The sequence below is a fragment of the Niallia taxi genome (assembly GCF_032818155.1).
In the GTDB taxonomy this organism is placed as follows: Bacteria; Bacillota; Bacilli; order Bacillales; family Cytobacillaceae; genus Niallia; species Niallia taxi_A.
The window spans coordinates 3,663,475-3,682,048 of the sequence record NZ_CP102589.1; the positions used below are offsets into that span (position 1 = coordinate 3,663,475).

At 38.8% G+C, this 18,574-nt stretch carries 11 protein-coding genes and 6 tRNA genes; 3 read left to right on the forward strand and 14 right to left on the reverse strand.

Features of this window, described 5'->3' with window-relative positions; all coding sequences use genetic code 11:
- Nucleotides 1–241 precede the first annotated feature (241 nt).
- Entirely contained in the window at nt 242–1,375 is a 1,134-nt protein-coding gene (gene queG, locus NQZ71_RS18265; RefSeq protein WP_144451834.1) for a tRNA epoxyqueuosine(34) reductase QueG, read from the reverse strand.
- Between the two features lie 95 nt (nt 1,376–1,470).
- Here queG and NQZ71_RS18270 point away from each other — a divergent pair, with 95 nt between their 5' ends.
- Nucleotides 1,471–2,136 carry a B3/B4 domain-containing protein gene (locus NQZ71_RS18270; RefSeq protein WP_144451833.1) on the forward strand — a complete coding sequence of 222 codons (666 nt, stop codon included), beginning with the start codon at nt 1,471–1,473 and terminating at the stop codon, nt 2,134–2,136.
- Between the two features lie 200 nt (nt 2,137–2,336).
- Here the strand turns inward: NQZ71_RS18270 and NQZ71_RS18275 are convergent.
- Together NQZ71_RS18275 and NQZ71_RS18280 are read right to left on the reverse strand one after the other, a co-directional pair.
- Nucleotides 2,337–2,410: transfer RNA gene (locus NQZ71_RS18275), tRNA-Gly, on the reverse strand.
- Nucleotides 2,411–2,830: 420 nt separating this feature from the next.
- Nucleotides 2,831–4,306 (reverse strand): MFS transporter, encoded by a 1,476-nt coding sequence (locus NQZ71_RS18280; protein WP_144452504.1) that lies wholly within the window; start codon nt 4,304–4,306, stop codon nt 2,831–2,833.
- A gap of 410 nt (nt 4,307–4,716) precedes the next feature.
- Between NQZ71_RS18280 and NQZ71_RS18285 the strand changes: the two genes are divergently transcribed.
- On the forward strand, nt 4,717–5,508 hold the full coding sequence (locus NQZ71_RS18285; protein WP_260053466.1) for a formate/nitrite transporter family protein: 792 nt from the start codon (nt 4,717–4,719) through the stop codon (nt 5,506–5,508).
- 64 nt (nt 5,509–5,572) lie between these two features.
- Here the strand turns inward: NQZ71_RS18285 and NQZ71_RS18290 are convergent, their stop codons facing one another.
- Nucleotides 5,573–11,788, reverse strand: coding sequence for a lamin tail domain-containing protein (locus tag NQZ71_RS18290; protein WP_317011108.1), 6,216 nt, complete (start codon nt 11,786–11,788; stop codon nt 5,573–5,575).
- A 290-nt stretch (nt 11,789–12,078) separates the two neighbouring features.
- Between NQZ71_RS18290 and NQZ71_RS18295 the strand changes: the two genes are divergently transcribed.
- Nucleotides 12,079–14,298, forward strand: a complete 2,220-nt coding sequence (locus tag NQZ71_RS18295; RefSeq protein ID WP_317011109.1) for a choice-of-anchor I family protein — start codon at nt 12,079–12,081, stop codon at nt 14,296–14,298.
- Nucleotides 14,299–14,432: 134 nt separating this feature from the next.
- Here NQZ71_RS18295 and NQZ71_RS18300 read toward each other — a convergent pair whose 3' ends face one another.
- The 10 genes from NQZ71_RS18300 to NQZ71_RS18345 all read right to left on the reverse strand — a co-directional run bounded on the left by NQZ71_RS18300 (nt 14,433) and on the right by NQZ71_RS18345 (nt 18,573).
- Entirely contained in the window at nt 14,433–14,585 is a 153-nt protein-coding gene (locus NQZ71_RS18300; protein WP_182103732.1) for a hypothetical protein, read from the reverse strand.
- Between the two features lie 64 nt (nt 14,586–14,649).
- On the reverse strand, nt 14,650–14,871 hold the full coding sequence (locus tag NQZ71_RS18305; RefSeq protein WP_127736580.1) for a hypothetical protein: 222 nt from the start codon (nt 14,869–14,871) through the stop codon (nt 14,650–14,652).
- Between the two features lie 79 nt (nt 14,872–14,950).
- Complete coding sequence (locus tag NQZ71_RS18310) at nt 14,951–15,808, reverse strand: type II toxin-antitoxin system SpoIISA family toxin (RefSeq protein ID WP_127736582.1); 858 nt, start codon at nt 15,806–15,808, stop codon at nt 14,951–14,953.
- Between the two features lie 294 nt (nt 15,809–16,102).
- Nucleotides 16,103–16,741 carry a nuclease-related domain-containing protein gene (locus tag NQZ71_RS18315; RefSeq protein WP_317011111.1) on the reverse strand — a complete coding sequence of 213 codons (639 nt, stop codon included), beginning with the start codon at nt 16,739–16,741 and terminating at the stop codon, nt 16,103–16,105.
- 147 nt (nt 16,742–16,888) lie between these two features.
- Nucleotides 16,889–17,716 (reverse strand): hypothetical protein, encoded by an 828-nt coding sequence (locus NQZ71_RS18320; protein WP_317011112.1) that lies wholly within the window; start codon nt 17,714–17,716, stop codon nt 16,889–16,891.
- A 405-nt stretch (nt 17,717–18,121) separates the two neighbouring features.
- A tRNA-Leu gene (locus tag NQZ71_RS18325) sits at nt 18,122–18,202 on the reverse strand.
- A gap of 13 nt (nt 18,203–18,215) precedes the next feature.
- A tRNA-Cys gene (locus tag NQZ71_RS18330) sits at nt 18,216–18,289 on the reverse strand.
- A gap of 10 nt (nt 18,290–18,299) precedes the next feature.
- Nucleotides 18,300–18,374 (reverse strand) — tRNA-Gly (locus NQZ71_RS18335).
- 4 nt (nt 18,375–18,378) lie between these two features.
- Nucleotides 18,379–18,453: transfer RNA gene (locus tag NQZ71_RS18340), tRNA-Gln, on the reverse strand.
- Nucleotides 18,454–18,497: 44 nt separating this feature from the next.
- A tRNA-His gene (locus tag NQZ71_RS18345) sits at nt 18,498–18,573 on the reverse strand.
- Nucleotide 18,574: the final 1 nt, after the last annotated feature.

The window sequence follows — 18,574 nt, forward strand, 5'->3', positions numbered from 1 at the left end:
GCAAAAAAAAAAAAGGTATGTGACAAAACATCATTTAACTTATTTAACGGCTAATAATAAATAGTTTATATCTAAGTCTCAAACAATGGATTTATAAATAGGGAATGGCGTTAAAATTAGTTTTGTTTCATTACACTCAAATTTTTAACCAAATAAAAAAACTGAACTATTAATCAATAATTGATAAAATAGTTCAGTTTTGAATTAGAGTTGCATAAATTATTTCTCAGCTTGTTTAGCCTCATGATGACAGACGGGCAAGTGCATCCTGCATTTCCTGCAACACTTCTGGGTCTGTTTCTGAAATGCTGATTGCTTCTAAAGCCTGCTTTGATTCAGAGCCGCCAATTTTACCTAAAGCCCATGCAGCAGTCCCTCTTATAACAGGTCTTGGATCATTTTTCATTACGCCAATGATATCAGGCACTGCACTTTCCTCCTTGAAATGGGCAAGTGCAATAATCGCATTACGCTGGATCGGCTTCTTTCCTCTCCAGGAGCCTGATATATGTCCATACTTTTCTTTAAATTCCTTATTGCTGATCGTCAAAAGCGGCACAAGCAGCGGCTTAGCGATTTCAGGATCTGGCTCCATTTCTATATGGTTATGAAAGTCCATACCTTTGTTTTTCGGACAAATAGTCTGGCATGTGTCACAGCCGTATATTCTATTGCCGAGCTTCTCTCGGAACTCTTCTGCCAAAAATCCCTTTGTCTGTGTCTGAAAGGCAATGCAGCGCTGTGCGTCAAGCTGGCCGCCTTGAATAAGTGCGCCAGTTGGACAGGCATCAATACATTTATTGCACTCCCCGCATTGGTCCTCCATCGGTGTATCCGGCGAGAGAGGTAAATTTGTAATCATCTCCCCTAAATATACGTAGGAGCCAAATTCTGGTGTTATGATGGCACAGTTTTTCGCTGACCAGCCAACCCCTGCACGCTGGGCAACAGCTCTGTCAACTAGCTCACCTGTATCCACCATTGATTTACATAGTGCGTCTGGAACTCGCTCCATAATATATTTTTCCAGCTTGGAAAGCCTGTCCCGCAACACAACATGGTAGTCTGTTCCCCAGGATGCACGGCAAAATATTCCCCGCCTTGCCCCTTTTTTACTTGTAACTCGCTCCTTCATTTTTGAAGGGTATGCTAACGCAATGGAAATAATCGATTTAGGTTGATCCAAAAGGAGGGAGGGATTCACTCTTTTTTCAATATCCTTCTCCTCAAAACCTGATTGATAGTTAAGCTCTTGCTGCTTAATCAATCTGATTCGCATTTCCTCAAAGGTGCTTGCCGTAGTAAAGCCAATTTTGTCAATTCCAATTGTTTTGCTGTAGTCAATAATATCCTGCTTCAGCTGATCGTAGTCCATGCTGCTCCCTCCTTTCTTCTTCTTTGGTTTTTTTGTGTTTTTTCGCTAAAATAATAGCATAACATATAGACATTATTTATTGGAGGTACATATTATTGGATATTTCAATTACAAAGGAACTCGCTTCCCTTATACCTGGCTTTAAAATCGGGGTAATTTTCTATAACAATATTGAAGTTGGCGAATCACCGCAAATGGTAAAAGGCCGTCTTCAGCTTTTCCAGGAATCCATCTATTTCGATTTACTTGAGAAAAAAGTCCAAGACATTCCATCGATTCAAGAATGGCGCCAAATTTTCAAGAGTATCGGCAAGGATCCGAACCGCTACCGACATTCTGCCGAAGCACTTTATAGACGAGTTCATAAGCAGAACTATCTGCAGCCAATCAACAGCAGCATTGATTTAAATAATTTCTTTTCCCTTCAATACGGAGTGCCAATTGGTGTTTATGACCTGGCTAAATTAAATGGTGCTATTACAATCAGGCTAGGAAAAGAAGGTGAGCAGTACACGGGATTGAACGGCAGAGCTAATTCTCTTGAAAACTTAATTATAAGTGAAGATGTATCCGGCCCATTCGGCAGTCCTTTTGTTGATTCGGACAGAGCACCAGTGACAACTAATACGAAAGACGCTGTCCAGCTTGTTTACCTCCAAGCCTCCACACAAAAGGAAACAGCAGAACGCATGGTAGCTTCTTTAATGGATATGTTTGTCCAAATTCACGGCGGGCAGGCACAATTTACAATTGTAGAATAAGCAGGAGCATGTTCAGGTAAATCTTGAGCATGCTTATTTATATATCTGCAGTGTATCCAGTTCATTTCCTGCTGAAACAAAGTTATCCACAATTTAAATCAATTTATGAGTTATCCACAGGGAGAAGAAAATCTCCCCATAATGAAAAAACGCAATGCTTCGTTCTTCTTTGAAACGAAACACTGCGTTGTGACTATGTATGGAGCGGGTGATGGGAATCGAACCCACGACATCAGCTTGGAAGGCTGAGGTTTTACCATTAAACTACACCCGCATTTTTTAATAAGTTTTTTTACGAAAAAACAACTTATTTTTAACACGTTTTTTATTATATAACTGCCCTTTTAAAAAATCAACCACTTTTCGACATTTTTTTTACAAACATTAAAGTTTGATGTTAGTTCTTCAACATTTGAGGACTAACTTTTTACTATAGTATGAAGACTTTCTTTAAATAGTACCCATATAAATAAAAAAAATTAGACCAGAGAATTGTCTGGTCTAAGCTTGTTTGCATACAAACACATATAAGTGCGTATCAGGAGTTGATTTCACTAAAGGAATGAGGGCAGAAAAACATCGGCGTTGCTTGAGTCTCACCTGTTTCGCTATTCCAAGTGCCCCTTACTCTCTCATTTTCTAAATTAATCTCTATAATATTCCAATGAGCTAAGCAGATAAATCTGTTTTCATTTTAGAATATATTCTTCCGCTCTTTGAGTCCGAACATAATTGTAACAAGCATCACTATACCTATAATGAGGACGTACAGGTTGACGGCACCGCTGACTCCTAGTGTTTGAGATAGGAATCCTAATCCAATAACCGGCAGGCTGACACCTAAATAAGTGATAACAAAGAAGGTTGAAACAATATTCCCTTTCGTTTTTGACGGCGATCTTTCATTAATCAAAGCAAGGCTGCCTGCATAGGCAGGACCGTTTCCTCCACCGATTAGGACTGCTGAAATGAGCAGCAGCACCAGTGATTTTGCTGCTAGTGTAATAACAAGCAGTATAAGTCCTAACGCCAGCAATATATAGCCAATAGTTATCATCGTTCGTAATGAAAACTGCTTCAGCAATATTTGATTTGCAGCTGCGGCAATTAACCCTAATGCAACGACAATCCCTGAAATAGTTAATGAGTGGACTTGTGTAAAGCTTGATAGATTAGCAGGAATTAAGCTCATGAACATGCTGATAATCGACCATGCTAAAAATGATGTAATGGATGCCAATATAAAGCTTTTAAGCATTGATTTTGGGACATACGGCTTTTTCAGTTTAACAGGCTGCAGACCAGGACGGACATTTTCATTCAAGAAGAACAATGCCGCAAAGCATGGCAGGATAAACAGTAAATGCACATAGTATGATAATCTCAATGGGAATGGTGCGAAATCGCCAAGTAAGCCAGATAGAATCGGGCCAATTGCATTACCTAGAGTTACAGCCAATGCGCAAATAAGTGCTGTTTTCTTTTTGTCCCTTTTTTCGTCTAGTTCGGTTAAAGCTGCAACAGCAACACCATTTAAAATCCCAACAGACAAGCCTTGGAACAGCCTTGCAAGCAGAAGCATGCCAAGACCGTCAGCAATCGTGAAGCACGCAGTGCCGATTATAGAAAACAGAATTCCAGGTATTAACACCTTCTTCCTGCCAATCTGATCCGAAAGCTGGCCTGCAACGATAATTGCTGGGATAACAGTAAATGCGTAAATGGCAAAAACTAATGTAATCATTCCTGAAGAAAGTCCCCACTCTTGGCGGTAGAGTGTGTAAAGGGAAGCAGGTATATTCGTACCAAATAGCGTTAAGAATAAACAGCAAGCAACAAGCCAGAAGGACATTTTTTTGCTTAATGTCCGCTGTTCTCGCATTACTTGGATAGAGCTTGTGCGCTGCATTAGCCTTTGTTGGAAAGCAGAACGGGCAATCGCTGAAGCGTCAATATCCACAACATCCATTAAGCCTTGCAATCCGACAATCAAATTTTGAACTTGCTTCTCTTCTGCATTGCTTGCTATCCTGATTCTTGTAGTCTCTTTATATTTTTTTGTTTGAATACTTTCTATATTAACTTCGTGTGCTCCAAATAGATTGGATATACGAGCCAGGACTCCCGGCTGATCTATAACTAGCATGGAAATACGATAATCAGAAGCCATCAGCTCTTCACTCCCTTACTCAAGTATCTTTACTTATATTGTAAAGCATGAATAAATATAAAGTCTATACACTTGTAAGAAAATATAACATGAAAATATCGACAAAATGTGCCAACCGTTATAAATACTATTAAATCAAGGTTTTTTAGGCTCTTCCAATTATATGACTTTATTGAATTTATTTTATTTTCAGAAAACTCTTGCATATTTTTTGTATATTTTATTCATTTTTTTATAATGTAAAACTGCTGACTCTCTTAAAAATTGAACATTTTATGAACTGTTATTTATATTGTGATATTTTTCACATATATCCATTGTAAATATCAATAACAACATTCATAATATGGTTATCAAATGTTTCCATAGTGTTAACATATATATAAAAGCTTAAACTTGGAGGAATCGTGATGGAAGGCGCATCTTTATATCAAGTAGAAAAACTGGCTCTAAAAAAATGGAAAATATTCAAACAGAGCAAATTCCGATTTTTCATGCGGGCTGTTGTTGCGAGCATGTTTATCGGTTTTGGAGTAATCGTTGCATTCAAAACAGGAAATTTCTTTTATGCGGAAGGCTCCCCCTTCGCTTACCCTGCAGCTGCACTCGTGTTTGGGGCTGCCATTATCCTAATAGCGTACGGAGGCGGGGACTTATTTACAGGTAATACTTTTTACTACACATATGCGGCATTAAGAAAAAAAATTGCTTGGCGGGATGTTTTTAAGGTTTGGGGCACAAGCTATGCCGGCAACATATGTGGAGCTGTTTTCTTTGCTGTATTCATCTACTTAACAGGCTTGTTTAAGTCACATGAGGTGAATGAATTCTTGCTGCACGCTGCCCAGACAAAGATTGAAGCACCAATTAGCGAATTGTTTTTCCGGGGAATCCTTTGTAACTGGCTTGTCTGCCTTGCCTTCTTTATTCCAATGTCCTTAAAAGAAGATATTGCAAAAATATTCGCTATGATTCTGTTCGTATTCTGCTTCTTTATTTCTGGATATGAACACAGTATTGCTAATATGGCTACCTTCTCCATCTCCCTTATCCTTGATCAAAATCCGGCCATTACATTGCCAGGCATCATCCGCAATATTATTCCTGTCACATTAGGTAATCTAGTTGGCGGCGTTGGATTTATGGGCGTGATGTACTATTATGTGAACAAACCGTTTATGGACGATATCGACGAAAAATAAAAGGAAGCCTGAACACTTTGTTCAGGCTTCCTTTGTTGCATGAGTTGAGGTAAAGCTTCCTGTTTTAACGATCTTGAACCAATTTAGCTTTTCTTCTAATGATTGCATATATAGATATACCAGCGGCTGCCAGTACTGCACCTATGATTAGAAGATTGTAATTATCTGTAGCAGTGTCTGGAAGGACAGAATCATTACCGCTATTATTAGCTGATACTGAAACAAGTTGGACATTGCTTCCCTTTTGTCCACTTGCATTCATTTTGTCATCCCCAGAATTATTACCTGTATTTGTGTGCCCTGGAATATTTCCATTATTATCTGACGGATTAGAAGCTACAGGTTTCTCTTCATTATCTCCGTCAGATGGATCAGTGTCTCCTGGTGTTTCTCCATTATCTCCATCAGATGGATCGGTTTCTCCTGGTGTTTCTCCATTATCTCCATCAGATGGATCGGTTTCTCCTGGTGTTTCTCCATTATCTCCGTCAGATGGATCGGTTTCTCCTGGTGTTTCTCCATTATCTCCATCAGATGGATCGGTTTCTCCTGGTGTTTCTCCATTATCTCCATCAGATGGATCGGTTTCTCCTGGTGTTTCTCCATTATCTCCATCAGATGGATCAGTGTCTCCCGGCGTTTCTCCGTTATCTCCGTCAGATGGATCTGTAGGCGTTTCTGTATCAGCCTCTTTGGCTCCCTTTATAAAAGTCCAAATATCAGATACGGCACTGCCTGTATAATCATCTGCTACAACAGCATACCAAGCGTATTCGTTGCCTTCCTCAAGCCCTTGCCACTCGATTTCTGCTGTCTTGCCGCTTTCTATATTTTCCTGCTTGCCAATTTCATCATCTGTATAAACATTGACAGCAAAATAATCTGTTGCGACTCGTTTCTTCTCTGCTTCAAGATCCATATTGATGATAAGCTCATCCTTGCCTGGATATTCTGCAGGATCATAGAAATTATAATCGTCTAGATATGGTGAATATGTGTTAACAATTATCCGGTTATTATCCTGGTCAAAGTGCAGCAGCTTTAAGTAGCCTTGCCCGCCTTCTGGACCTCCTTGATAATCACCAAGCATCTGATACACTTCTCTATCAGAGATTCCATCACCATTATCGTCCACTTCACTGATAAGTGTTTCTGAATCATGGTAATGGCCGCTTAGCACTGCAAGCACATTTTTATTTGGTTTAACAACTTCTTCGTAAATCTTATCACCAATCGGACTTCTGTTACCTGATACTAGTAAATATTCATGGAAGTTCAAAATTGCTTTGCGATTTGGATATTGCTTAAGAACATTGTTCATCCAGGCAATGTCCTCATCATCGACTCCCCAGCCCATATACAGCATAATAAAGTCGTTTCCGCCAGCTGAAATTAAATCATAATGTCCGCGATTGTTTTTGTAGGAATTACCATAATAGGATTTGCTGCTGAATCTGTCAGCACCGAACCATTTATAGTATTCATTGTAATCATTCGACAATTGGTCAACATCATGGTTTCCTGCCAGCACTCCATATGGAATATTGTTATCATCCAGCACCTGCATATATTCATCAGCATATTGCCATTGCTGTACCTTATCTGATTCATCAACAAGGTCTCCAGTATGGAATACATATTTTATCTTCATTTGCTCTTTCATTTCTGCAATCCATTCTGTCTGGCGCTTGAAAATATACGGGTAACTCTCTGAATAGTATTGTGTATCTGACATCCATACAAACGTATAATCATACTCATCCGGAGTGCTCGGAATTTCATCCTGAATAATTACATTGATTTTGGAATCCTTCGCAAATTCCTTTACAGATGCATCTGCTTTTAATACAAAATCAGCATTGCCAGCAATTTTATATGTGAGCATTTTCCATTTGTTCTCACTAAAGCTCCATGCATACATGGATACCTTTCTGCCCTCAAGCGACTTTCCGCTCCATGCAAGCTCGACTCTGTCGTTTTCACCTACTGATGGGTCTAGTTCAACATCAAAACGATGATATGGAAATTGTGTATCAGAGTCTGTTGTTAAATACTTTCCATCAAGGCTTGAAACGGTGTTTATTTCCTCTTCAGTAAGAGCTGCTTCTCCAGCCGGTTTTTGCTCTGTAGGCGGCTCTGTGTCGCTTGCATGCTTGTATGCAGTCACATTACTGCTTTTCGCTGAGTACTTGAATCCCTTATAAAAAGTAACATTCAGTTTGTCATTAGTTGGATCTGCAACCTTAACCTTTAAAAGCGGGTTGCCTTTGATGCCGTCAGCAATATCTGCAGGAGATACAAGCTCAGGCTTAGTTGGGTTCTCATCATTGACAGTAAAGGAAACCTGTCTATTTGCAATATTTCCAGCCTTATCTGTCGCAGTGATTGTCAAAACATGCTCGCCAGGAGAAAGCTTAGAAGATGCTGTCTCATAAGGAACCTCAATTACTTCATCGTCAAGCATTGCCTGGAACGATTCCATTCCAGCTAATTCATCACTTGCAGTGGCGTTAATTGTAAATGCGCCTCTATATTCTTGTTTTTTCATATTAGTGTCAATAACAGGTGCTGTATTATCAACCATCACTGAAACAGAAGTTTCATTCTGGCCATCCTTAGCACTAATTGTATGCTTCCCGTCTGAAACAGTTTTGCTGTCCCAATTATAGGCCGCAGCACTTGTCTGCTCACTAGTCAATGTGAAATGAAAGTGCTCGAATGGACGGTATGTTCCGTCGTCACCCATATCATATATCTTAGCAGGATCACTCTTTTGGGGATCTCTGATAATAGTGCCATCAGCTAGAATAAGTCTGACATTGCGCAGAGAATAATCATCCCTATTTTCTTCACTTTCTTCCAACTGGAATGGGGACGATTTATTTCCAGCGCGAACGGTAATTTCATTTATGCCCTGCTTCAGTTTGTCCGCGTCAATCGGAATCGTGAAGGTTTTCCAATAAGACATATTATCTTTATCCAGTAGCTGGATGATTTCATCACCCATCGTAATGGCGTTTTTGAAATACATATTCAGTCCACTAATATCAACAGCTAAATATGCTTGTGTTTCCAAGGATGGGTTCATTGCCGCAGACAATTCTTTTCCATCAATGAAAAGCTTCACTTTTTTTGCATCATGACTATTGGAGGTTCCTTTTAGCAGGACATTGCCGCTGACAGTGCTGCCGTCCTTTACATTAATTCTCAGCTCTTCTGTATTTTCCGGATTGTTTATCTTGATTTTGTGATTCTCTGTCTTTACTTCATTTATACCATCAGATGCTGTCAAATAATATTCAACATACTCTTTGGCAATAAAGTTAGCAGCATAAATGGTCGTTGTATACAGATTATCATTGCCATCCTTTTTAAGAAGGAGACGCTCATATTTCTGTTCACCATTTGTGCGATAATAAACAGCTACTGTTTTTACACCGTTATTATCATTTGCTTTAGCAGAAACAGTAATATCCTCTATTCCAGTTTCTGTTAACACTGTCGTATTTTCTATTGTTGGCGGTGTTGTATCTTCCTCCACTTGAACAGACTTACCAGGTACTTGATTAGCTTCCACACTTCCTGGAGTTCCTTGCTTTTCACCACTGCTTATCTTAATAGATGTTGTTGAACCATCTTGCGGATATTTGTACAATATCCCCTTGTTTGCAACAGTATCATCCACTTCAAGGACATCATTATAGTAGGCTACATTGAGTTCCTCTTGTGTGTTTGTTGCTATTGCCACTCCTCTTAAGCCACTGTTCGCCATTCCATCACTTTGAATGCGGACAATGTCTTTGTTCTCAACAAGACTAGTACCGTAGTTAGCATTAAAGTCAGCAACTGTCTTATCTCCATTGGCACTGTTAATAATCCAGAAAACCAATGTCCCTTTTGCAGGAATGACAACATCCTCAGGAATAGACGGCCAGACGACATCACTTGCAGGATCTGCCCCATATCTGTATTGAATCTTGTAATCTTTAAAGTTAACAGGTTTATTTGTATTGTTATAAACCTCAATGAATTCATAACCATCTGCTGAGTTGACATTTGAGCTGTCTGGCACCAATTCCGTTACAAAAAGCTTTGGCACCTTTGCATAATCTACAGCCGCTTTTTTGATTGCCACTGTATATTTGTCGGTTTCCGCTTTATTGAATCCATCACTTGCTTCAATATAGTAAGTAAGATTAGAATCAACGTCTTCTGCAGGAATAATCGCCTTAAACTTCCCCTTTTCCTTTGTGTCCTCTGTCATGGACAAGGAGATATAGTCATCCGTTGATTCAGACTTATAATACAATGTCGCAAATGGATTAGCCTTATCATCAGTCACAACTGCCTCTACGGCAATATCTGCGAACGCTTCCCCATTACTAACTGCTTCATGGCTAATGGTTGGAGCCTTTGTATCTTCTGTTTGTTCAGGAAGCTCTGCTGGTTTGGTTGGCACCTGTCCTTGCTTCAGACTGCCTGGAGTAGGATCTGCAAGCACCTCAAGCTTTGCCATCACTGTCCCGCTTTTCGGGAATTGATATTGAATGACTTTGCCATCATTATTATTCTCAGTTCCTAAGTAGGACGCAGAAACAAGCTCATTTCCGCTTCGATCCTTAATAACGACTGCCCTGTTGCCACCATTGGCAAATCCAGGGAAAGCATCTGTGAAAGACAACAGGCTGTCTTCAGTTAAGCTTGTACCAAACTGACTGTTAAAATCAGCAAGTGGCTTTGCACCATTATTGAACCAAAGAACAACGGTTGTTTGCGGTTTAATGACTGCGTCTGGGACTTTAAAATTAACATCTTCCCTGCTACCATCTGTATATCGATAGGCAAAAGAGTAATTAGTCAAAGGCAGCGGCTGATTCGAATTATTATAAAGCTCGATATATTCATAGTAGTCTGTTCCGCCACCTTGCGAGTTCGGAGCCAATTCTGTTACAAGAAGCGGAATGGAGCTATATGTATCTTCCTGTTTGTCTACTTCAATCACATATTCCTCTGTTTTGGCTGTTGTACTTCCGTCTGTCGCCTCCAAGTAATAATGGATATTCTTAACAACATCTTCTTTTGGAATAATAGCAGAAAAACCAGTATTACTGCTGGAATCCTTGCTCATAAGCACAGATTGATAAGTGTCATTTCCTTCTTGTTTATAATGAAGAGTTGCCGATGGAATCTTTGCATTATCTGTGATAGTTGCTTCAATTTTTATAGATACAGCTTGTTTGCTGCTTTTGATTGGGCTATGTGAAATTTGCGGTGCTTCATTATCGACAACAGGAGCATCAATCTCTACTTGCTTAGCTGGAACTTGATCATCCAGAATTGAACCCGGTGTTGGCGCTGCTTTTATTTGCAGCTTATCCATAATTGTCCCGCTAGCTGGATAGCGATAAGCAACTGTTAATCCTGTATTATCTGTTTCTCCAGGCATGTAATTCGCTGAGATGATTTCATTTCCTGCAAGGCTTTTAATAGCAACTGCTCTATATCCACCATTTGCAAAACCTGAAAAATCGCCTTTAAACGAAGTGACCTGACTATCACTTAAGGATGTTTGAAAATGCTTGTTAAAATCGCTGATGCTTAACTCATCCTTATTAAACCAGATGACTTGTGTTTGCCCTGAAGCAATAGACATATCAGGCAATTGAAGAAGCTTATCAGCTTGACTTTTGTCTGTATATTGGTAATAAAATGCATAGCTTGCTAGATTGAGTGTTTGATTCGTATTATTATATACCTCAACATACTCATATAAATCAGTACCCTTTGAATCTGGAGAAATCTCTGTTATCAATAGCTGCGGGTACTTGCTGAAATCTTCTTCAGCCGTTTCTTGTTGTTGCTCCTTCTTTTCCTCCTCCTGCTGAGATTCCTCTGCAGGCTGTTCTGGTTTTTCTGGCTGTTCCGGCTGCTTTGCCTCTTCTTCTGTTTGAGACTGTGTTTTCGTTTCTTCTTTCAAATCTGTGGAAGAAGACTTATCTTCCTCTTTTGTTTCTGTTTGTTCTGGTGGCTGTGTTTCTTTTGTCTCTTCTGGCGAATCACTTGCTGGTAAAGTTTGCTCCTTTTCAATTGTTTCATCAGAGCTGTTTGCCGTTTCTGATTCCCCGTCAGATGCTGACGGAGCTTGCTGAGGATCTGAAGGTTGTGCTGCATAAGATACTGAAGGTCTACTGCTTGTAAAGATAGTAGAAAAAAAGAATACAACCATGAGTACAAGTAACATCCATTTCTTACTCGTCTTTCTCCCCTTGCGACTAATCATATTTGCCTCCTCTGCTTATTCAAATGCCACCCTCGTCCATCATAATAAAAAGTTTTTAAACTGCTTTTAACAATTTGTGAATAATTGTTAAGAAAAGGGGATATATGTAAACGAATTGTGAAAATTATTGTTCCTCCAAAACAGAAAATGGATAAATCCCATGTCCTGTCAGCGTTATTCCTTATTTACAAAATGCAAACAAAAAAATTACATAATTCAGATAGTTACACCATAGTAGAAAGTTATCCTATTTATAGATTTATACATATAGAGGAGGAACAAGAGGAAAAATGAAGCTACCAAAAAAATTAAAAGGAATTTCCGCATTATCACTAACAGGCTTAATGCTGTTTTCTGCCTACCCATCAATCACACTTGCTGAAAGCAGCTTAGATGTGAAAAAAATTGCCAGTTACAGTACAGGCATTACGGATGAGGATGGCGGCGTTGCTGAAATCGTCAAATACAACAAGGATAATGAGAAATTCTATGTCATTAATGGTAAAGCCCAGACAATTGATGTTGTAGATCTGTCAGGTTTATACTCCACAGAAGTACAGAACCTGCAAAAAGAAAAGTCGATTAACATTGCGGATGTAGTCAATTCAGACTCCTTTCAATACGGAGACTTAACGAGCATCGATATTAATACAGATAAAAAGATTATTGCTGCAGCTGTTCAAGATGCTGATTATACGAAAAACGGACGAATCGTTGTCATGAACTATGATGGAGAAGTCCAGGAAACATTTGAAGCAGGTGTACAGCCTGACATGGTTAAGATTTCAGCTGATGGGAAATACATCCTGACTGCAGACGAAGCCGAGCCAAGACAAGGACTTGAAAACGGAGTAGATCCAGAAGGTTCTGTGACAATCGTTAATTTCGATACGAAAAAAGTTAATAAAGTAAAATTTGATGATACAAGTGTGATTAATCAGGATGTACATATCCGCAATGGCGGCACAACAGCTGATGCTGTCCGTGATCTTGAGCCAGAATATCTTGCTTTAAACAAGGATGCAAGCAAGGCTTATGTAACATTGCAAGAGAATAATGCAGTTGCCGCAGTTGATGTAACAACAGGCAAGGTGTTATCTGTTAAATCATTAGGATACAAAGACCACTCCTTAGAAGGAAATGGCCTTGATGCAGCCCGTAATGACAAAATTGAAATAAAGCAATTACCGATTCTAGGTGCATATATGCCTGACTCCATCGCGCAAACCGAAATCGGCGGTGTTGAATATCTCCTTACTGCAAATGAAGGTGATGCGACAGAGTGGGAAGAATTTGTTAATATCGAAGACTTCAAAAAAGTCAAAGATTCTATTACTTTAGATACTTCCCTGTTTAAAGGCTTTACGAAAGAAGAGGCAGAAGCAGCCTTTCAAGAAATGAAGGACTCAGGAGACTATGACAAGCTAGAAGTGCTGACAGACAGAGGCACAGACGCAATTTATACACTGGGCGGCCGCTCGTTCTCCATTTGGAAAGCAGATACGCTGGAACTAGTATACGACAGTGGCAGCGATTTTGAGGATATTACAGCAGCACAATATCCAGATGTATTCAACTGGTCAAATGATGACGATGTTTTTGAGAAACGAAGCGCCAAAAAAGGTCCTGAGCCTGAAGATGTTAAAGTCGGGCAAATCGGTAATGATCTGTATGCATTTATCGGACTAGAAAGAATCGGCGGTTACATGACCTATAATATTTCTAACCCTTCCTCTCCAACATTTGCTAGCTATTTGAATACTAGAGATTTTTCTAGTGCAGTGTCAGGAGATGTGGCACCAGAAGGACTTGAATTTATCCAAGCAGTGGATAGTCCTACAGGCAGACCTCTTGTCCTTGTCGGCAATGAGGTAAGCGGTACTGTTTCTGTTAATGAATATCAGACAGAACAGGTTATCCCTATTGTAGAGATTGCACTTACTGAAACAGAAGCTGCATTGGAAGTCGGCAAAACTTTAGCTCTAACTGCTTCCGTTAAACCAGCAAACACAACAGACAGCAAGGAATTAATATGGTCAAGCTCTGACGCAAGTATTGCCACTGTAAACGAAACAGGGTTAGTCACAGCTGTAGCACCAGGTACTGCAACTATCACAGTGGAAACTGCTGATAAAAAGCATCAGGCAACAAGCATTATTACAGTTACAGCACCAGTTATAGCTGATGATGAAACTGATGATGATCCAGGTACAGATACAGGCACAGAAGAAGACACGGAGACTGACACAAATCTTCCTGATGAAGATACATCTTCACAAGACGACCAAGATAACTCTGGTAACGAAAACAGTAGTGACAATAACAGCAACGAGTCTGATGATAATATAGAGGTTGTTGAAACTGTTACCGCAAATGATAACAATAACGCTGGCAATGGCAATGCACTGCCAGAAACAGCAACAAGTAATTACAGCTTCTTATTGTATGGCGGTATCATTCTTGCCGGCGGCGGTATCCTTTACTTTATTGCGAAACGCAGATTAGCATAAGTGCAAAATCCCCCTTTAGTATAAGGGGGATTTTAATTTCTTTAATTGGAAGTAATCATTAACAAACAAAGTACACAAAAAAAACAGCCTAACCTATCTTAGGTCAAACTGTCATCGCTTCAAATATTTATATGTTAATCAAGTATTTTCGTCTTTAGTTGCTGTAATTTGAATTTCAGCCTTGCATTAAGCTCCAATAAGACATCCTGCTCCAAATCGATCTTCGGAAGCTTTCCGCTTGGCTTTTCCAGTAAAAAGGGACTTTTTCTTTTCTTAGATGTCATCATATTCCCCCACGCTGTTATTATAATAAGCTTAGTATATTTACTGTATAGGCAAAATATGTGTTTCTTAATCATGCAGATGAATAATATTTGTTCCTCTGGCAGTCTTGTTGTATTTTAAGTGATTGACCACTTCATCACTCTTTTCAAACAATTCCCTTGTATATAATGCTGTAGGAACATGTGGAAGAGATGATGTAGATTTTTTGACAATAAGAGGCGATTGGTTCTTTTTTCTCATCCGACCAGCTTCTCTGACTGCAGGCATCGTGTAATCTTTATCCTCCATGATATCTGTTCCTTTCCTTGTTTATACTTCTATTTTATCATCATATCCTTGAATCTTCCACATAAAAGAGCGCCCGTTTTTATTGCTCCTTGTACCATGTGTGAATTACTGCAAGGTCAATAATATAGTCAAAATCGATTTGCAGCAGCGGCTCCTTTTCCGATTCAACAGAAATGATGACAGGATGAATCAATTTCGTGAAAGGAATAAGCACTATTTTTTTGTCTAATTGCACAATTGTCTCTTCATTTAAACGGTTTAGCTGATCCTCATTCAGTTCAATTCCGAGAGTAGTCCCGACTTCAGCAGTAAAGATGCTGTCATCCTCTTTGCAGAAAACCGTAATATCCTGTCTGCACACTTCTCCATAAGCATACAGGAAATCCTCAAGGCTTATCCGGTAGTCTTCTATATCCGTCCAATCTTGTGTTCCGAATGATTCTGTCGCAATACTGTCCAAAATCGTCGTGAACTGTTTACTTCTGCTTTTCGTCTGAATGATTACTTTTTTCATCTCATCATTAATGCTCTCTACCTCATTGATGCTTTCTACTTCTGCTACCCCGATTCTTTTAATATTCGGTGTGATAAATATAGCCAAGTCTACAAAAACAAACATAAGAGCCATCAATGCATAGCTCCTCCATTCGCTCTCCTTAAACCCTATATCCATCAGCAGCAAAATCATGCCAACAATAAACAGAAAATACCATGTCCTTCTCAGGTTTTGCTTGGATTCTCGGAAGAAAATCGGAAACGACCAGCTAATATATAACATAATAGCCGTAAATCCAATTATTAAACTCCATTTATTTCCCTGTAAAAAAGCAACAGCCTCATTGCCCCAATAATTTTTCGTCAACACTATAAGGGCGAAAACAATAAGCGGAAACGCTAACTTGATTATCAGCTTCTGTGAATCCTTTCTAATCATCATCCCTGTTTCCTTCCCCTCTTTTTTAGCAGTGATTGAAGATTGGACAAGTATTGAGCTCTAGCAGTTTAGGTTAATAATAACTTTATAGTGTTATAGTAATTCTATCAAAAATTTGGGTTTATATGGAATGAAAACTGTGCTTTATATCTAAAAATACCAAAAATAGGACATATTTGCTAGATTATCCTCTATATGGTTGATTATACTAAAAAACAGGGAATAATGTTTTCCCTGTCAGACTGAAGTAATTTACATAAAGAGTTTGAGGATACCCAATTACAATGTTTTCTTTATTTAATTGCTGCTCTCTCCGTCTCTTTTCAACTCGTCTACATGCAGGTTTCGTAATTCAGGGGATGTGACATTTGCCTTTTCTAAAGCACTATGCATAATTTTAATGATAAGATCTGAAAAAATCGGATTAGGATTAACCAGCTTAAGTACATTACATTTTCTCGCGATAAAATCGGAAAGCTCTGTATCATATACAATAAGATCATTTGATTTCATTTGTCTCAGTTCATCATTAACTTTAAATACGGCTCTTCTAGTAAAGGAAATCATTGATACATATGTTATCCCCTTAACAGCGCTCAAAACAGCTTTAATAGCCTCTATATGCCCATAGTTTTGATTGAATGGGTTCATCATTGGAAACTTTCCATTAACACTCCAGTTCTTTCGCTTGCGGTCACCGTAAATCGTTCCTTTGTAATTTTTTGTTTCTATTACAAAAATGGCATACGGAGTTAACACAATATGATCAATTTGAGAATAGCCAGATTTAGCTTTGCTGTTTTTAATAAGCAAATCGCTGAGATACAAATAATTTTTAGGCAGCTGGTCTAACTGGATATTTATCTTATATTCTCCTAATTCACCAATTCTGTCCGCAGCAACTTTTGCTTTTATGCCTTTTTTTTCCTGAGTCATTATTTCCACTCTTTCTATGAATGTATGTATATATTTATATTACTTATTGAGTGCACAAAAAACCAGTTCCTATTATCCTTGGAGCTGGTTTAAAGGAATAAAATACATTCCATATCCTATAATAGCTTTCCATCCATTTGTTGAATTTTATCTAGCTTCGTTCACTAATTTAGTTACTTCTTCGTTAATACATTCCTCGACCTCTACTTCTTCTTCAACGAAAGTCTTATCAGCTTTTGTTCTAGCATGCTTTAGCATTACATCAAAATTCTCAGCCGGTCTCATGTATTTACTGCTTTTCTTGTCATAATCAAATTTCGCTTGATATGCCCCAATAAAAGAATAATAATCAAAATCTGTTTTAAAATCAGTTTCAGATTTGCCGTATCCATTTAAAAAGGCAACCATTTCATCACCTTTTGATGACGGTTTATGTCCATTCAGTGTAATGAGATAAGTTTCCTTCAATTCTTCTTCAGTCAAATCAGGAAATTGCTCATCCATTCCATCTTGTTCTGCAGTAATATATCCTCCCTCCTCCAGTATTAATATTTCACTGCCTTCTAAGCTTGGATCACCATTTAACACTTGATTAATTTTAAAGGTTAGTTTTGTGTAAGGATAGCCTTGTGCGGTTTCTTTTTCTATGTACACATATTTCTCAGTAGATACCACTACTCCCTCTACTGCTATTTCTGAATCATCCACTAACTGTCTAGCATTCTCGTACTTAACAACGAATGATGCTTGAGTTTCTATAATAGTAGCATTATCTGCCGAAATTTCTTTATTATTGTCTTCAAGATTTTTTTCTTCTACAGAACTATTTGAACTATCTTTTTGAGAAACTGATTCAGTATGATTCTTTTTCTTTTTTTCTTGCTCTTCAATCTGTGATTCGTTCCCTATGCTTCCACATCCAGTTAAAATGAACATCGGTAGTAACCCAAAAAGTATAGACTTTATTTTCTTCAATTCTCTTTCCTCCTAAACTATTATTCATTCCAGGAGATATTTTACGCTTGTTGTATGTAGTATAAGCATTAATAGCATTGAAAAACATTGATATAACAGCAGCACTTAATATAGATTAAATATAATCCTCCACTCAGATTTTGTATCCCCTTACATTTCAGTCTATCTTATTGTCAAATAAATTCACAGACACTACGTGTTGTTTCTCTTCTATTTAATTTTACAAGGAGGATATAATTAGGAATGGCCTCAAGGTTATGAAGAAAAAAAATCCACCATTTTCTAATAAGAAGTCCAATTAAGTTAGATGATTTGTTTGTTTCAATCCAAAAAGCAAATGAAGCCAAAATGCTAATACATAAAAAAGGCTCCCTACAATGTAGGGAGCCTTAAATTTATACATGATACCGGTGGCCGGGGTCGAACCGGCACTCCAGAGGAACACGATTTTGAGTCGTGCGCGTCTGCCAATTCCGCCACACCGGCGTAATAATTTTTTTGGAGGCGGCAACCGGATTTGAACCGGTGATAAAGGTTTTGCAGACCTTGGCCTTACCACTTGGCTATGCCGCCTTGACAATATTGGAGCGGAAGACGGGGTTCGAACCCGCGACCCCCACCTTGGCAAGGTGATGTTCTACCACTGAACTACTTCCGCTTAATGGCTGGGCTAGCTGGATTCGAACCAACGAGTGACGGAGTCAAAGTCCGTTGCCTTACCGCTTGGCTATAGCCCAATATCATTATATTCAGTATTATCATAATTTATTATAAATATATATGGGGCGAATAATGGGAATCGAACCCACGAGTGTCGGAGCCACAATCCGATGCGTTAACCACTTCGCCATATCCGCC